Raw genomic sequence first — 17,897 nt, forward strand, 5'->3', positions numbered from 1 at the left:
TACGTTCATCGGTCTATCCCTTTGTTCCTGCCAAGGTCTTGAAATGGATTTCATGATGGCCATTGACTATGCCCTTGTCCATGATATTGGCGTTGGTCAGTTCGGCATAGATCTGCGAATAGTGTTCCATCACTTGCTGATGGGTCAATTGGCTATCCAAATCATCCAACTCAATGGCATTGTTGTTGCCGTCTTGGTAGATGTACTTGCGTTCTATCGTTGCGATTTCCATCATTGAAAAAGTTTTGGGGATTCGTATGCTTTCATATCCTTGATGACCTTTTGCGCTTCCTTGTGGTTCGGGTCTATCTTCAAGATTTCGTTGGCAATGTCCGTTGCCTTCTTATGGTCGCTCATGGGGTTAAAGTCCTTCTCTTTTAGAAGTTGCTTTAACTCGGTGACCTTTTTGGTAGTCGATTCTTTTTTCTTCTTGGCCTGTTGGGTCTTTTGTTCGGTTTCCGCCAAGGCTTTTTCAAAAGCAACGGTGTTTCTGAAAAGTGCCTTGGTCTGCTCCAATGGTTTTTGAAGAACTTGAAAGAATTTCTCGTCCACTTCCGTTACGTTTCCCCGTAGGGTAAGCGGTTTTATGGATTGGAGGGCCTTGTCCTTGGCACTCGATTTGGGCAAAACGGACACGCTGACCGAATCCCCATCAAAAGAGACACTTATGCCATATTGTTCTATACCCGTTTGCCGTAATGTTGAAAAGAAGTCTGTCATAGTAACGGTATTTATAGTTCTTAAAAAAATTTAGTTAAAAGCGGGGCTTGGTTTGCACCGTATTAATTTGCCCCGCTCCTTCCTTAACTCTCTTTCAAGATACGCCCATACCCGTGGGAATCCTCGTAAAAACAGGCTAAAATCCACCCTTTTCTTCCTTCTCCCTGTCCACAAAAAAGCGCCCGATAGGGCGCTGGATTCTACATCCGAAATAACAATCAAAACGCTTATTCTACGTTTGCATTCATGTAGTTCTTTTTCATTAAGGAATTACCTTGATATTTCTGTTTGTTTATTAATAAGTAATTTTACATCATGTTTTATCGAAGAAAGTTGGTTTTTGCTTTACTGGAAAAGTTTGAAGATGGATTGGAAAGCACTCGTCTTCAAAAACTTATGTTTTTGTTGACCCAAATGCAGAAAGAACCCAACTATGATTTCGTTCCTTATCGATATGGGTGCTATTCGTATTCTCTGAAGGCGGATTTGGCGGCTATGGTAAAACATGATTGGTTAGTTGAATCAGAGAAAACCTATAGTCTTAATGTAAAGAAGAAATATTATAAAGAACTTACCCCAGTAGATAAGCAACTTGTCAACGAAACTTTCGAGCTTTACGGAAGCATGAAAACGGATGTCATTACAAAACATACATATATCAATTTTCCGTATTATGCCACCAATAGCATTATAGCAGAGAGAATTCTTCCAGAAAAGTTTTTTGAAAGAGTTGTAACTGCACGTCATAATGATGAATCTACAGTTTTATTTACTATTGGGTATGAAGGTATTTCGCTAGAGGAATACTTAAACAGGTTACTAAAAAACAATGTCCATCTTCTTGTAGACGTCAGAAGAAACCCCTTGAGCCAGAAATACGGTTTTAGCAAAAAGTCTTTAAGTAGTTTTTGTAGTCGATTGGGAATTGAGTACATCCATATTCCGGATGTAGGCATTGATTCTAGTAAAAGGCGAGAATTAAATACGCAAGAAGACTATGATTTGCTTTTCGATGAATATAAGGCGACCGTACTAAAAGAGGCCATTGAAAGTCAAAATTTTATACTCAGTTTGTTGGAAAAACACAGGCGTATTGCCCTTACTTGTTTTGAGGCCGATACCTGTCAATGCCATAGAACCCACCTAGCTGAAAATTTGAAGAAGTCTCCTAATTTTAAATACGATTTGAAGCATATTTAAAAAAATGGCGCTTACAAAAGTACTTATCACTGTAAAAACCTACCCTTCCCTTTCGGCGAAATACGGAGAACTTGTGTGTACGGCAGGTTTTCTAGAAGACGGTTCTTGGATAAGACTATATCCTATACCATTTAGGAAGCTAAAAAAGGACGAGAAGTATACAAAATACCAATGGATTGAATTAGATATTGTAAATAACGACAAGGACTTTAGACCTGAAAGTTTTCGACCGGCCACTATTGACACACCGATTACACTTCTGAATACAATTGATACCAAAGGCAATTGGTATAAACGCAAACAAATTGTTCTTGGAAAAGTTTATACGGATATCAAGGCACTTATAGCCGAAGCACACGATAAGGACATCTGCACATCCCTAGCCGTCTTTAAACCTGCTAAGGTAACCGATTTCAAAGTCGAGAAAGTTTCGGCCGAATGGGATAAGAAAAAATTAGATGAACAAAAAGCGCTACAAGAACAAGGGAATTTATTCGAAATGGAAGAAGAACCCTTCGAGGTTGTGGCAAAACTTCCATATAAATTCTCTTATGTAATTGAAGATGAAAACGGGGTGTCAAGTACAATGATGATTGAAGATTGGGAAATTGGAGCACTATTTAGAAACACACTTGCGGCAGCAGAAGGAAATGAAGCGGTTGCCGTTGAGAAAGTCAGGCAGAAATACTTCGACTATTTTGCTTTGAAAAAAGATTTGCATTTGTATTTGGGCACAACCAAGGCATTTCATTATCGTTCTAAAAATCCATTTATGATAATTGGAACTTTCACACCGGGTATTGAAATACAAACTAGCTTATTTTAATTTTTTGAATTATGCGTTGTATTTTCTGCAAGAAATCGTCCGGCAGGTCTTCAAGTATTCAGCATATCATTCCAGAATCGTTAGGCAATAAAGAATTGATTCTTCGACCTGGTGTGGTATGTGATGAATGTAACCAATATTTTGCCGTGAAAATTGAGAAACCATTATTGGAGATGAAGTATTTCCAAAATGTAAGATTTAGAAACAATATCAAATCTAAAAAAGAGCGTAACATCCCATACAAAACCCTATTTCCGCATAAAGATGGTGGCTGGTTTGATATGTATATGGATGGGGATAGTTTGGGTTTTAGAGGCGATGATACTAAAGTAATAAACTTAATACGCAACAAGAAGGTCAATAAATTAATGTTTGAAGTGGTGGATATGCCTGAAAACAAAAACTACCAAATGTCCCGTTTTCTTGCAAAGACCGCTCTGGAGTTATTTGCTTTAAAAGCAGGTCATAACCAGTCAAATCTGAATGAAGTTATTGATATGTCCGAATTAGACCCATTACGTGAATATGCCCGGTTTGGAAAAGGAGAACAATGGATTTATAGTCAGCGTAGAATTTATTCCGAAGAGGCGCGGTTTGTAGACCCTATATTCAATCCTAAACCCTACGAAGTACTTCACGAATTGGATTTCTTAATCATCGAACCGGGCATATATTATTTCGTTCTTGTAATTATGGGTGTTGAATATGTAATTAACTGTGGAGCTTCTGAGCTGAATTTATTTAATGATTGGTTAGAACGAAATGAAAATCAATCGCCTATAAGGCGTTTTACGGAGAGAATGGTCAAGGAGTAAAAAGCAAGCGTTAGGGATAGCAGCGGCATCGAACGCGGCGGGCCGTTAGGGTTCGTTGCCCAAGAAAGCGACAACGGAGCTCTTTTTGGGCTTACGAAACCTTGGGGCCCGCAAGGGCGATATAGCGGATAGCCCGGGCAACGCCCTAAACCTTACATTGAAATTTCTTGGTTCATGTTTATATTCTGTGACCGTGCACTTTGTGAGTTACATTTCTCTTCTTTTTCCTCCGGTTCGGCATCGTACTTTTCATCAAGGTCGGTATTGATTTCTACGAGCCTTTTCTGAACCAATGCCAGTTTTTCGGTCTTGTCGAATTCAAGTTCCAATACTTTCCGGTTGGCCTTTATGGATTTTTTGTACTCGGCCAGATGTTCCTTTTGTGCCAAGAGGGATTTCGGGATTTTGGATAGGGCATTGTAAACATAGTCGGTCAGGCTTTGCCAGTTGGCCACGATTCTCTTGGAACCATAACCATAGGAGGCATTCGGGGTAAGTACCAATAAGCGGTGGTGCAATTTGTCTTCTACGTCAAGAACCAGTCTTGCATTGGATATAGTCATAATGGTATGCTGGCCAACTTCTTCCCGTTTGGCCTGTAACCTCGAATTAAGTATTTGGCCCAACATATTGGCATCCATGGTATCGGGGCTATCAAGTGCCTTTCCCAATGCACTATAGTAAACGTCCTTTTCTTGCAGCGTGGTCCACAAGGACAGGTCTTTTTCAAGTTTGTCAATATTCTTTGTCGTTCTTGTCAGTTCGGTTTCATAAAAGGCGATATTGTTCTTGGCCTCCAAACGGTTCTTCTTGAAAATGGATCGTTCCAGTTCCAGTTCGTCCAATTCTTTGCCCAATTCCTCTTTTTCCAGATACAACGGGTCGTTCTTTGCGACCGCCAAGAGCGTTTTGTAATCTATGGTGCCCTCATCGTTTACCGCGCCCATATCCAGCCGATTGAACTGTATGGTGCCATTGGTCAATTGCTCGATAAAATTTTTCTTGATGTTGACGTTGTTGAGCATGAGGGCATCGGTACAGTTTTCGACAATGTAAAAGGAAACAACGACCTTGTCCCCAAAATGCTGCTTTGCGCCAATATTGCCTTTACGGACTCCCCTACCGTTTCGTTGGTCGATGTCCGTCGGACGATAGGGAATGTCCACGTGATGGATGCGTACCAATCTTTCTTGGATATTGGTACCGGTCCCCAACTTTTCAGTAGAACCGATGATGACCCTATAAGTGCCTTCGTTCACTTGCTTAAAGCATTCCAGCCGCTTGTTGTCGGTCTTGAAATCATGGATAAATACCACTTCTTCTTTGGGAATATCGAATTCTTCGGTCAGAATGCGTTTGAGTTCATCGTAAATATTAAATGTGTCTTTCGGTACGCCCAGGTCCGAAAAAATGGCCTGTGTACCTTTAAAAGCGTCCGTTTTCCTATAGGTGTCATATACCTCGGAGGCTATTTTCTGCAGTTTGGCATCGCCCGGATCTTCTAGGTTCTGGTTCAACATCCTTGGGTCTATGGAGGCGTTTCTCATGTGGTGCAAGGCAATCAGTGAGAGGGCGCTTTTTTGGTCTTCCGTATAGTCCTTATCCCCATATAATAGGCTGCTGTCCCCCGTTCTTAGAAATTCCTTGATCTGTTCAAAATATTCCAATTGGGCCGCCGTGGGTTTTAGCGTGTGCACATCGAGCTGCATTTTGGGCCTATCGATTTGGTGCGTGGTTCCGTTGACAATTATGGAAATCTCATTGTACAGTGAGGACAACAGTTTCATTTTCTTGAACGAACGAAAGCGTTCGCGAACTTTATAATCCCCCGAGACGGTAGGTTCAAATTCATAGGATTTGTTGGCGAAGACCTGTGCCCATTGGTCGAATGATGTAATGTTCATCTGTTCCATTCTATGCGGGATTAGATATTTGAACAGCACATAGACCTCCGTAATGGAATTGGAAATGGGCGTACCCGATAGAAAAGTGGTCTGAAAATCCCTTGTCTTTGCCCTCTGCAGTGTTCGGATGGCCACCAAAAGGTTTTTACTGCGTTCGGAGCCTTTGTTGGTATTCAGCCCCGCAACCCTGTGGTGCCTTGTTGTGTACATCAGGTTCTTGAACTTGTGGGATTCATCTACCATAATATGTTCAAACCCCATCTGCTCAAAATCGATGGCATCGTTCTGTTTGCTTTTGATCTGGTAATAGACCTGCTCCAAGGTTACGTTCAGGTTTTCCTTTCGTTTCTCCAGACCTTTGAGCACCCTTTTGCCTACATCGTATTTATTTTCGTTGATTACGCTAAGGTCGCGTTCAAGGTTTGCCAGCTCCTCGCTTATGATTTCATGGATGATCTCGGGGGATTGGGGTATGAACTTAAACGTGTCATGACTCATCAGCACGACGTCATGCCGGCCATTTTTTATTTTCTTAAAAAAGGTGTCTCGCTTTGTCTTCCCGTTTACTACCTTATCATGGGCCACCAATAGTTTCATCGTGGGAAATGCATTTAACAACTCCCGTTCCAATTGCACCACGGTGGAGCGAAGACCGATGACCAATGTCTTTTCCGAGAGGTTCAGCTCCTTTAGTTTCTGGGTCGTAAGGGCAATATCCAAGGTTTTTCCAAAACCGACTTCCTTGTTGACCAAAAGGCCTTGGTTTACGATGATTCCCGCAACCGTATCCATTTGGCTTTTGTACGGGGTAAAATATTGCAGCCCTTCAAAATGAAGGTAGTCACCGTCGTATTTCGGATGGACCTGGGCATCGTAGGTATTGTAAAAAATACGCTCCAATTGCGCCTTGATTTCAGGCTTGCCCAAGATGTATGCGGTAAACTCCTTGTAAATAAGGTCGAACTTGATGCGTATTTCCTGCATTTTCGCCTTGTCCGTGCGCTTATATTGTTTCGAGCCTTTTGTGACGTAGGGTATGGTGGAGTTCAATGCGCCTTCCAATATCTCTTTGAAATTGTAATAGCGATGTTCCGTACGCACGCTGAATTTTTTGATATACTCATAATCCGTCTTTTCGATTTTGACCATGTACTTGGAGGTACTCTCGTTATAGGCGATATGTACCAAGGAGCGGTAGGTGTCGAAAATGAAGGCTTGGGTATATTCAATGGGAAACCACGGTTCATGGAGTTTGATATCCAGATCCTCGTAAGGGGTCATCGGTGGCTTTACCTTTTCCAAGGCAACAACAGTACGTTCGATATAGGATTTGTCCACATAGGACTGATATTCCCCAAAATCGTTTTTGCGATAGGCATTCAGTTTTTCGTAAATGGTTCCCGATAAAAACAGGAACTTGGGGGCCAGTTCCCATCCCTGCTCCTTCGGGTCCAAAAACAATAGTTGCAGATCCAAAGCCTTTTTTATGATTTCGTCCTGTTCCATGCCCGTGTTCGAAACCAGGGAATCCAATTTTATTCGATTGAATTTGTTCAGGGAATAATAAATGGCATCTTCCAAGCTGAGCACTTTCTTCGGCTCTTGCGGCTTTTCTTTTGAAATCGACCGGAATGATTTATTGAAAACCTCCGATTTGATAAAGTTTCCGTCTTTCGGTGTTTCCAGCCCCAAAATCAAAGGCCCCTGAATATCCAAGGTCACAAAGGGATAGTTGGCTTTGTCATGGAGCCGCCCGTACTGGAAATTGAAGGCATCGTATTGATAGTCTAGCTCGTCCCTTACCTTGTCGATCTGTTCTTCGGGTGCCCGTAAAAATTTGAAATAGGTATCCCGCAGCGCTATTATTTTTGACAGCCTATCGAACTCCCGGGGCTTTACTTTCAATAACCGTAAACCGTTTTCCTCTTCTACTTTATAGAGTTTTTGTTGCTTGATGGTCAGATTTCCAGGTTTAAGTTCGGGATCGTCAGCACCGGAAATACCGATGGCCGTTTCTTCCGCCTGCGAGGTTTCTTTAGGTTTTGGGGCAATGGCCGGAATTGTGGCCTTTTTTTGCGCCTTTGGTTGCACGGTAAATCCTGCCATCAACGCTTTGATTTCAAGAGCGATATGCGCCAAGCCTTTATCGCTTTTTACGGTGTAGTCCGCATTGTTGTAGAGACCGCCTTCTTCGATAGTTCCAATAATTTGGGAGGTATATTCGGTATAGTAGTCGTTTATCTGAACATTATTTTTCCCTACGGTTTGCTCTGAACTGTTGGCAAACAAGCTGTTTATTTTCTTCTGTTCGTTCGAAGTTTCAATACGCCGGTTATTTTGGAAAACCAGAATATCCGTTACAATAGCCGTGTTCTCTTTGGAAAACGTAGTATCGGGCAGACGCACCCCACCCATAAAATTGTTTCGCTTGATGATATGCTCCCGAATTGGAACGTATTTGGTCCTGTCCATAAAATTCTTGGTGCATATCAAAATGGAAACACCTGAAGGTTTTAGACATTCAAGACTTCTGTAGACAAAATAGGAATGGATATTTCTGGAAATCTTGGTTTGTAACGGATGGCCCATTAGACCGCTGTCGAATATTTTATTGTCCCCAAAGGGCACATTGCTGATGACCAGGTCATAGCTTTTCGCAGCATCGGTCCGGGAAAGGTTTTCAAAGGGAACGCCGAAGATTTTGACCCGCTGCCGGAACCTGAAGTTGTGCTCCAATATTCGTACGGTTAGTATCTCCTTTTCAAAAGCGGTAAACTTCGCGGAGGGATAGCGCCTCAACAATTCCCGAATGAACAGCCCGTTACCGGCGCTTGGCTCAAGAATGGTTTTAGGAGTAAAGGACCCTTGGGTTTTTAAATAGTGGGATATTGCATCGATAATCGGCTCGGGGGTGTAAAAAGAATTAAGCGATCCTTTTTTTAGGCTACCGATAATGGTGTTTGTGTATTCTTCGCCATAATATTTCTCCAATATCCTAATGAGCTGTGCCCGGTAGGCATCATTTTTTAGAATGTCGAAGATATTTCCGAATCCTGGATTGTTGATGAAAAAATGGGATTGATTTTCAGGACTGTGGAGTGCTTCAATCGTCCTGACCAAATAATCCAGGTACTTCTTTTTTGAGTATTTCATTTTGAGTGAGTGAGTTAAGGAACTTGATCGGATGGTTATGTTACATAATTAATCCTTTGTTTTGGTTACTGTTCAGAAGCTTGCGAACTTCTTGCAGATCATTTCTTGAGAGCGTAAAACCCAAGTCCTTTTGTAAAGCCATATTGCATTTGTCCGTTATATTTTCAGACCTGCAAAGAATTCCCTGGAACTCTTTTTCATGTTTGAGAAAATATTCCTTGGCAAGGTCGATTCCGTGTTCTTCGACCATACATTTTCTGGCATATCTGAGCCTTTTACAAATCCATTCGTAATTGTAGTACAAAAGGTTTTCGTACAAATCACGGTTCGCCATATAGTTATCCGAAACCAACTTTTGTGTTTCCCTATCGAATAGAATAACACTGCCGTTATCGTCCCCTTCGCTAAAATCCATGTAGTAGGTAAAATCGATGGTTTCCATTACCTTCTCAAAGGTGTTGCCCTGATGTATAAGCATATTCCGATCCATGCTATTGTTGTTTTATTTGTGCAGTTTGTATGGTTTGATTTTTTTGAAGTTTTGCCAACGCAGTTTGGAAATTAGTACTTCGGGAATAGGTTCGGTTGATGTGTTCCAATACCGAGTCGTCAACCGGTCTGGAATTCATTGCTGACCGATGATGTTTCCCTTCCAAAAAATGCCATTTTCCTGTGCCATAGTGCTTTTTTAGACTGGCCTCATTGGTGTCGGATTTCAAGGAAATGGCATCCGTTTCGACCAAAAAGTTCTTTTTTGAAATGACCTCTTTCGATATATAGTACTTTTCAATGGCCGAGAGCGAACCCGATTGCATCCGGCTTTCAAAATTTTCCCAGCGTAAACGCCCCTTTCCATTTGCCCCGTCATGTTTCCCTATCTGTAACGTTCCATTTTGAACCCCTAGGCGGAGTCCATGTTTAAGATGGGCCAATACTATAATTCCGCTATCGAGAAATCGCTTCTTAAACTCTTGCTTTTCAAAATAAATGGATTCCTGTTTCGGTGCCGTTTCCATAAATGACTGAAAAACAAAATAAAGGTCGGTCGCCTCGGTCAATGTCATTATGGTTTCCTTCCCTTGCGACAAGGACAGATAAAATTGCTGGCCAAAATAGTTTTTGGGGTTCACTAATAGGTCTTCCTTTGGGGAGGAAATACTATTTTGAAAATAGGTGTTGCTATGAAATGTTTGCCGAACGGCATCATTATAGACCCGACAAATCGCCAATTTGTAATCTTGGCCGACTTTCAGAGCACCTATATCGAAAAAAATATGGCTTAATTTAAGTTTATTGCCCATTTCCGGATGCAGTGCACCAAAGTACCGTTCCAATCTTACCGTGTCATAAGGTTTCCATAGGGGAATATTTTCATGATTGCGATAGGCTACGCAGAAAGTTTCGTTAAGGGTGTCAAAGCCCAATTGCATCATGGCCACTAGCTTTTCCCCTTCCATGACCCGAAGATTTCCGAAGGGAACAATCTTGTGGTCTTGTTCTATAAAACGTTCTTTCCGTTTTGCGGCTACCAATTGTAATTTAAGGTTCTTATCTACATATCCCCTTTTTGCAAGCTGGAGTTGTTTCATGAAACCCAATCGTTTCGCATCGTTTACCTCTTCAGGTGTTACTTTGTCGTATTCCAGAAGGCTGAAATCCCTGAAATCGGGGTCTTTAGCGCTCATCCTATAGTTATTTACGGAATGGTACAGCCTTCTTGCCGAACGCAGTACCTTCTGCCAACGTTTTATGCTATTCTTCTCCATCTTTATTTGGATTTATTTGGATTACATGTTCATATATCTTCTTCTTTAAGGCAAGTGAGGGTCTCGGATCGATCTTTACTTGATTTTTGATGGTCTCGTAATGTAAGTGGTAGCCAGTGGAACTTCCCGAACTTCCCACGGTAGCGATGAGTTCATGCTGTTCGACCTTTTGGCCCTTATGGGCCAAAACTTTATCCAGATGCCCATAAAGGGTCTGAAAACCGAATCGGTGCTTGATTATGATATGGGTTCCATAGCCCTTATCGGAATAGAAAATATCGGTAATGATACCGGAGGCCGATGCGTAGACGGGTTTGCCGTTGGATGCGGCCAAATCGATTCCAAAATGTTTTTTTGTCTTTCCGGAAATCGGATGGCTCCGAATACCGTAATCGCTCGAAAGTATATAATCTCCTTTTTCCAAGGGAACGGCGGAAGGGAGTTGCTCCAATAGTACGTGGCGACATTTCAAGTACGTTTCCAGTGAACCTATATAGGAATAATCGGGAATTTGATAGAGATACGTCACGATGCGTTCCTCGATGGCCATCAGTAGTTGTTCCCGCTCTTTTTGAACGGTCAGTGAATCGCCATAATCGGAATTTATATTCAGTTTTAGGCGTTCTTGATACTGGGCCATGGCAACGGTGGCGTCATGCAGTCTCGTTTCCGACATCTTGTGATCTCCCTGTACAAAATACACAAGGCATACAAGCGTCAATAAAAGAAGATAGGCCAACTCCTTTCTTCCCAATTGTTTCAAGCATTCCCAAATGCCCAAGATGATATTTTTTGTTCGAAATGTTGTGAATTCAAAAAAATTCATATATTTGTATTTATAAGCAAATATATTATTTTAATGCAAATACACAAACATTAATAGGATATGATGAACAAATGGCTTGTGGAAGACTATAGGATTCATCTCCCCAAACTTTTTGAACACTTGGGTTTCCAAAGTATTCGAACGGAAAAGACCCATCGCATTTTCGAAAATGCCGGACTGTATTATATAGTCATATATACAGAAGAGGGCTTTTTGTACTATAAGGCCCAACGTCCGAAGGAAAAACTCTCGGCAACAGATCTGATCACCGAACACGTCTCGAAAATTGAGGGCGTACAAAAAGAAATGCTATGGGACAAGGTAGCGGCCTACCATACAAAGGTATTGGAGACTGACGCTTTGACCATATCAAGGGATTGGAAGGGTGAGTTCAAAAAAGTGCCCAAGGATTTCAATCATTTCGATTCTTATAGACTTCCCATCCAAAATAATGGCGAAGGCCTGTACGGTGATGCTGCCGATTTACCCTCTTTTACCGGCCGTATGTTCCTAAACGAAAAAGGGGAGATTCTTTTCCCCCTGTTCAATATGCAGAATACCGTTTGCGGGTATTTCGTCGACGCGGGCAAAAATGTGGCCCCCTACCGGGAATCAGCTGCGAAGCATGCCTTATGGTATTCCAATATACCCAAGAAAATTGACGGACTCTTTCTTTTCAAGAATCCCAAGGAGGCCTTGGCCTTTCATAAAAAATTCCAATTGAAAAACGTGGTGTATATGGCGTTGGGAGAAATAAATTCACAAACAACCGATATTCTTTTTCAAATACGGCAAACCGTTAAAGTGGACAAGATTATGCTTAGTTTTACCGGAGAAAAGAAAATAGAAGGTTATTTACGGGACCTTCATTTCATAACCTTCATAAAGGATTCCGGATTCAAATTGTCGTTGACGGACAGGGATATGGTACTAAGATTCCCTATTGGCGACAAAAAAGCCTTTTCCAGATTTTATGACCATACGAAAAGGTACAATAAGGAACTGGCCCAAAGCTTTTTAAGATATAACAACATACTCGACCAGCATCGATTGAACCGGTACGGAATCTCGGTTTCCAAAAACGAGGAAAGTATCAAGGTGCGATTGCCCTTGGAGACGAACGCCATTAAACTTTTGGTCTGGTCGTACTATAAAAACTATTTGAACAAGGCGATAGATATTCTAAAACCCAAGTCCGGTAATTGGTATTCGGAATGGGAGACCATGGAACATCGATCCAAAAGCGGAAAGGAGGTGCAGTTGAAAGAATATAGAATCGCACTATAAAAAAAATGGAAAAAGGGCGCTCCCGCCCCTTTTCCGTTCCTTAACTAGCAAATCACTCCTGAAATGCTCGTTACTCAAAAGTACTTAATTAAAAATTCCTTAACAATTAAAAATCACTCAAAAATGGAAAAACAAGTAGAAAAAGTGTTCGTAAAACTCAATCAGGCATGGCAGAAAGGCGATGCGGTCGCCGTCAACGACACAACGTACAAAGTGAAGACGGCCGACAATCTGACCTTTGAAATCGATAAGCAGAGCGAATATCTCGAAATGCAAAAGTCTCCTGCGCAGCGATTTGCGTTGGGCGAGGCCAAAGAACGGCTTGAAGGTGCGTATATCAGTTTTGCCAAGCTCCCCGAGAATGTGCAGGATGCCATCGTAAGAGGGGAAGAATACCTCCATAAATCCGCGTATCCAAAAGATGGTGTCATCAAGGAAAGCGTTAAAATGGTGCAAATGGTATACAGCCCCACTTCTGGTTCCCGATTGGATGTTCAAATCAAGCGCAAGGAGGAGGTAACCTTGGCCCAGGCCAAGGCATACAACCACCAGTTTACACAGGCCGAGTTTGACAAAATGGTCAATGAGGGCCGGTTCGTTTCCTTTGAGGGCCGTTCCTCCAATGGAGAATCGTTCACGAAACTGGCCTATTACGAGCCAAAACTGAACGACATCCGTACAAAATCGGCTTTGTCGTCCAGCACCTATCTCTATGGGCAACAATTGACCCAAGAACAGGCGGATTCCTTAAATCAGGGCAAGGAGACGAAAATAACGATCAAGGCAACCAAGAAGGGGCCCTTGACCTATATGGTCAGCTACAGCCCGAGAGCCGAGCGCTTTATTACTAAATCTTTGGAAAAAGCAAAGGTCAAGGATATGGAAACCAAGGATGCGATAACGGTAAGCGGCGAAAAAAAAAAGAAACAGCCTAGCAACGCCATAAGTATGTAATCCAATAATTACCAACTCAATGTAATGGCCGACATGCTTGGTGTGTCGGCCATTTTAAAACCTTTCCATGCAAAGTCCAAACTACGGGGATAACCCGCAACACTATAAAAATTTGATTGCCCAGATCAATGAAGAGGCTAATTTTCCGATGTACCTACATCAGAACGGATACAAGTTGGTACAACAAAGTGCCGGGTCTATGGAGTTTCAAAATGACGAGGACCGCATTGTACTGCAGACGATGCGCAAACCCATGACCTACTTCAACCGGAACGATTCCTGCGACAAGGGCCTGTTCTTTAAATACCTTTTGCAACGTAGTGCCAATTTCTACAAAGCCATAGAAAGCGGTTTGGAAATAACCAATCGAACCTACGATCTAGGGAACACCGTTATCAAAATCACAAAATCGAATGCTTTCTTAAAATCGTTGGAAGAAAAATACAATATAGTCCCGTTACGGAATTCAAACTATTTACGGATCCATCGGGGAATCTGCAAAGCTACCATAAACAGTCCGCTCTTTAGGGGCCGCATTTTCAATGCCTATCACATTAGGGACAACGGCGGTAGAATCGCCAACATCGCCTTTCCCAAATATGATTTGGCGGGCGACCCAAAAAACTATATCCTCTATAACAAGCCCTACCGCAGAAGGGCCGACAATAAAGTAAAAAAGTTCCGTCTTGTATTGAATCAAAAAGATCATTTTCTTTTTCATTCCAAAATCATGGCAAGGCCGACCAGAATTATTTTCGGGGAAAGCGGTATAGACCTTCTTTCCTACCAAGAACTTCATGGCAAAAAGGATGATTTCTACGTTTCCTTCGGTGGGAACGTGCACAGGGAAAAACTACAATTCTTCATGCAATTGATTACGCCAATGCTACAAAATAAAGGCCTCGAACTCAAATCCATCATGGACAATGACATATCTGGCCATGAGTATGACCTAAAGATCTTTACGGCCCTGATCAATCAAAACAATACGGACCTCTATGCGGAAGCCTCGTTCAAAAATGGCAATGTCAGTTTGAGCATCCATTATACTGAAAAAGTGCGAAATCGGATTGCATCCCACAAAAATCTCTTGGAGGAAAAATTGACCTCTGACCTCCGTAGGGATAACCATGTTTTTGGTTTGGTTCGATGTGTGGGGTTCTCCGATAAATTGCTTTTGGAATTCTCTTTACAGGAAGTAATCAATACTACCCATATCATACGGCAACAAAATGTATTCAAGACCTTACTCGACGCCATTAACGGCCTGTATCTCCCTTTTACCGCCAACATCCATAAATCAAACGGAAAGGACTGGAACGACGACCTCATGGTTTCGAAAAAAACAAAATTTATAAAAATGGAAAAAGTCGTACCCAAGGAATTGGGGATTGGCGATCAAATCGAATTGAAATCGCCCAAGGGTCCAGAGGGCGCAACGAACAAAGGAACCATCAAGTCCATAAAGCCAAATGGCGTCGAATGTGATTTCGGGTTGACCTATACGTATGCCATCCCCTATTTGGCCATTGTCTCCCATTTTAAGAACACCGCTTTTCTTTCCAGGGAAAGGGAGGATGAAAGAACAAAGAAAAACGATAACTTACAAAACCATATCGCATGAATATCATGGAACCACTATCGGAAGAACTACAGGACAACCAATATTATGTCGCCCTCTTGGACGAACTCGTCGAAGAGAACGATATCGAACTAAAGCACCGTCTGCAAAAAGCGGATACCTATGCCCAATTCATCAACGATCAGGCCGGTCTATTGATGGATAAGACCATAGACTACATAAAGTCGAATGAAGTATCTTTCGTCCTTGCGTCCAACATAGTGGTAGAGCAATGGAAGGAACGTATGTTCAATTAGTCCTTCAATTTCATTCCAACCCTGAAGTTTTCAACATGAAGGACAAGAATCTGGCTTTTTCGGCAATGCTACTATCCGTGCTGGTATTTACGGTAATAGGTTTTACGGGCTACTATCCCATCCTGCAGGACCGGCAGTTGGATTCCAATCTTTCCGAAATAGTTTATCGGTTCTTGATGCGATTTGGACCCTTACAAAGCCCCCTGAAAAGCAGGGGATTGTTGGTGATGTGCATTTTTGGTGCGGTCTTGTTATACAACCCTAAAAAACAGGAAGGCAAATCGCTCTCCGGTGGCCTTTCGTATTTTGGTATGGGCTGTATGCTTCTTTTAATATCTGCATATTTTAAAACGAACCATATCGGTATGTTGTGGTTGTCCGCAGGTCTCTATTTTTTAGGGTTCCTATTTACCGTGTCCGGTACGGTTCATATTTTCCAAACGATGAATTTCGGCAACATGGTCGATGACGACCCTTTCAATGACCGGAACGAGATGTTTCGGCAAACGGAAAAACGTGTGGACACCGAACATTCGGTAAACATACCTTATGAATATAGGTATAAAGGGAGATTAAGAAAGGGCTGGATAAATTTTGTCAACCTTTTTCGCGCTTTGTTGATTATCGGTACGCCAGGTAGCGGAAAGTCCTTTGCCTTGATCGAGGAAATTATCGAGCAAATGATAGAAAAGGATTTTACCATGCTGCTCTATGATTTTAAATTCGACACCCTGAGCAAAATCGCCTACAACTACCTCAGAAGAAAAAGGGAACGGCCCGAAAATGACAAGGTCCCCCGAACCGTAAAAATTCCGGAATTCTACGTCATAAGTTTTGATAACATCGAAAAGTCGAACCGTTGCAATCCCATCGATCCGTATTTGATGAAGAACCAGTCCGATGCTGCGGATGCGGCCACCGTTATCATGAAAAACCTGAACAAGGATTGGATAAAGCGCAGCGATTTCTTCGCGAAGAGCGCCATAAGTTTCGTTTCGGGACTGATTTGGTACTTGAAGAAGAAATCCGAGGAATTGGGCAAGAACATATGTACGCTTCCCCACGCCATTACCTTATCCATGGTCAACATCGAGTACCTGTTGGAAATCATGATGCAGGACCTGGAGGTACGCACCTTGATGATTCCATTTAAGGATGCCATGGAAAGACAAGCGGGCCAGCAATTGGCAGGGCAGACCGCGAGCGCACAAATTTCACTATCGATGTTGGCCAACAAGGAAATCTACTATATCATGACCGGTAACGATTTTCGCCTGGATATCAACAATCCCAAAAAACCTAAAATCGTGTGTATCCAAAACAATCCTGACCGTTCGGAAGTCTACGCGGCCCCTATCGGCCTCTACATCAATAAGACCTTGCAAGTAGTCAATAAACCCGGGGGAAGACCGTTAGGATTGATTTTCGATGAAGTCCCGACTGTCTTTATTATGGGGCTTCGAAAGATAATCGATACCGGAAGGTCGCACTATATCGCTACCATATTGGGCATCCAGAGCGTCACGCAACTGATCGCGGATTACGGTAGAGAACTTGCGGAGGTTATATTCGACAATTGCTCGAACGTTTTCAGTGGGGCCGCCAAAGGAGAAACCGCAAGACGGATAAGTGAAATATTCGGTAGGATACATCAGGAAAAAAAGAGCAAAACGGTTTCCAATAACGACACTACGGTCAATTATAGTACCATTCTCTCCGAACTGCTGCCGAAGAGTAAGATTACGAGCATGTCCACAGGTCATTTTGGGGGAATCGTTGCCGACACCTTTGAAAATCCCATTGAACAAAAACTATGTTTCGGCCAGATAAGACCTAATATGGCCTCGAAGAAAATTCAAGGTAGATACGATATTCCCGTACATACCCATTTTAAATGCAAGAACCATAAAGAGTTGGTCGAAGGAAAGCTACGACTTATTGGGACCCTTGATTTTTTCGATAATGTCCATGCAATCGATTTCCAGCAATTGGACTATATTGATTTTTACAATGTATATCTAAAGGAGTTTGCCCATAAGCACTATTCCAATACCATAAAACGTATGCAGTTCATAGCATTGGTACGTGAACTGAAACTTTTTGACCACCTGCCCCGTTTGGAAGAGCTTTCAAGAAGGAAAACTTCAAAAGAAGATCTAAAGGCTTTCATTTTTAAGTTAGTGGACCGGATGTACATTGACAAGGAAATCGATAATGTGTTGGATATCAATTTTTTGAAAGTCATTAAGGATATCGATACTTTAGTTCAGGAGGAATATTTGATAAGCACGGGAAAGCAACTCGAATCCACCGTTTTCGATAAAAATAAAATGGGTGATCAGATCGGGGAATCCCTAGAGAAGGAAGAGGCCATCGCAGCGCATTTCATGAAAGAATATCGTAAGAAGCCGAGCAGGGAATTGGCAGATGCGTTCTTAAAGGTCCATCAAATCCCGACATTCGAAAAGGTGTCGGCAAGCCAGGAAGTGAATTTGTTCGCCGCTGCCGAACAAGAGGATCTGGAGGCTTTATATTCGAGTTTTCCGGTCGAAACCAAAGAAGAATAAT

At 42.2% G+C, this 17,897-nt stretch carries 14 protein-coding genes; 8 read left to right on the forward strand and 6 right to left on the reverse strand.

All coding sequences use genetic code 11. The features are described from left to right. Positions 1-13: 13 nt before the first annotated feature. On the reverse strand, positions 14-235 hold the full coding sequence (locus DX873_RS06530) for a PRTRC system protein C (RefSeq protein WP_116183680.1): 222 nt from the start codon (positions 233-235) through the stop codon (positions 14-16). Next, a complete protein-coding gene (locus DX873_RS06535) occupies positions 232-720 on the reverse strand; it encodes a PRTRC system protein E (protein ID WP_116183681.1) in 489 nt (162 codons plus the stop codon). Before DX873_RS06535 ends, DX873_RS06530 begins: the two co-directional genes overlap by 4 nt. A 315-nt stretch (positions 721-1,035) precedes the next feature. On the opposite strand from DX873_RS06535, the gene DX873_RS06540 reads away from it, so the two are divergent. Genes DX873_RS06540 through DX873_RS06550 form a run of 3 tightly spaced genes read left to right on the forward strand, consistent with a single transcriptional unit; the run spans position 1,036 to position 3,561 of the window. After that, positions 1,036-1,920, forward strand: a complete 885-nt coding sequence (locus DX873_RS06540; protein ID WP_116183682.1) for a DUF488 domain-containing protein — start codon at positions 1,036-1,038, stop codon at positions 1,918-1,920. Positions 1,921-1,924: 4 nt separating this feature from the next. Beyond that, on the forward strand, positions 1,925-2,746 hold the full coding sequence (locus DX873_RS06545; protein WP_067030397.1) for a hypothetical protein: 822 nt from the start codon (positions 1,925-1,927) through the stop codon (positions 2,744-2,746). Positions 2,747-2,757: 11 nt separating this feature from the next. Continuing rightward, positions 2,758-3,561 carry an HNH endonuclease gene (locus DX873_RS06550; protein ID WP_116183683.1) on the forward strand — a complete coding sequence of 268 codons (804 nt, stop codon included), beginning with the start codon at positions 2,758-2,760 and terminating at the stop codon, positions 3,559-3,561. Between the two features lie 152 nt (positions 3,562-3,713). Here the strand turns inward: DX873_RS06550 and DX873_RS06555 are convergent, their stop codons facing one another. From DX873_RS06555 to DX873_RS06570, 4 genes are read right to left on the reverse strand one after another with little or no spacing between them, the layout of a single operon-like run. After that, on the reverse strand, positions 3,714-8,618 hold the full coding sequence (locus DX873_RS06555; protein WP_067030391.1) for a helicase-related protein: 4,905 nt from the start codon (positions 8,616-8,618) through the stop codon (positions 3,714-3,716). A 40-nt stretch (positions 8,619-8,658) separates the two neighbouring features. Next, entirely contained in the window at positions 8,659-9,108 is a 450-nt protein-coding gene (locus DX873_RS06560) for a hypothetical protein (RefSeq protein WP_141673213.1), read from the reverse strand. A 1-nt stretch (position 9,109) separates the two neighbouring features. Further along, a complete protein-coding gene (locus DX873_RS06565) occupies positions 9,110-10,384 on the reverse strand; it encodes a hypothetical protein (RefSeq protein ID WP_116183684.1) in 1,275 nt (424 codons plus the stop codon). Further along, positions 10,371-11,210, reverse strand: a complete 840-nt coding sequence (locus tag DX873_RS06570) for a M23 family metallopeptidase (RefSeq protein ID WP_067030381.1) — start codon at positions 11,208-11,210, stop codon at positions 10,371-10,373. Before DX873_RS06570 ends, DX873_RS06565 begins: the two co-directional genes overlap by 14 nt. 60 nt (positions 11,211-11,270) lie before the next feature. On the opposite strand from DX873_RS06570, the gene DX873_RS06575 reads away from it, so the two are divergent. The 5 genes from DX873_RS06575 to DX873_RS06595 all read left to right on the forward strand — a co-directional run bounded on the left by DX873_RS06575 (position 11,271) and on the right by DX873_RS06595 (position 17,896). Continuing rightward, the gene (locus tag DX873_RS06575) at positions 11,271-12,497 is read left to right on the forward strand and encodes a hypothetical protein (RefSeq protein WP_147296615.1); all 1,227 of its coding nucleotides are present in this window, start codon (positions 11,271-11,273) and stop codon (positions 12,495-12,497) included. 123 nt (positions 12,498-12,620) lie between these two features. Then, on the forward strand, positions 12,621-13,451 hold the full coding sequence (locus tag DX873_RS06580; RefSeq protein WP_067030376.1) for a hypothetical protein: 831 nt from the start codon (positions 12,621-12,623) through the stop codon (positions 13,449-13,451). A 67-nt stretch (positions 13,452-13,518) separates the two neighbouring features. Next, positions 13,519-15,075, forward strand: coding sequence for a hypothetical protein (locus DX873_RS06585; RefSeq protein ID WP_067030373.1), 1,557 nt, complete (start codon positions 13,519-13,521; stop codon positions 15,073-15,075). Next, entirely contained in the window at positions 15,072-15,329 is a 258-nt protein-coding gene (locus DX873_RS06590; RefSeq protein WP_067030369.1) for a hypothetical protein, read from the forward strand. The genes DX873_RS06585 and DX873_RS06590 overlap by 4 nt, the downstream gene beginning before the upstream one ends. Before the next feature lie 35 nt (positions 15,330-15,364). Continuing rightward, entirely contained in the window at positions 15,365-17,896 is a 2,532-nt protein-coding gene (locus DX873_RS06595) for a type IV secretory system conjugative DNA transfer family protein (RefSeq protein ID WP_166247890.1), read from the forward strand. Position 17,897 lies beyond the last annotated feature (1 nt).

Source organism: Flagellimonas nanhaiensis (genome assembly GCF_003382275.1).
Lineage (GTDB): Bacteria > Bacteroidota > Bacteroidia > Flavobacteriales > Flavobacteriaceae > Flagellimonas > Flagellimonas nanhaiensis.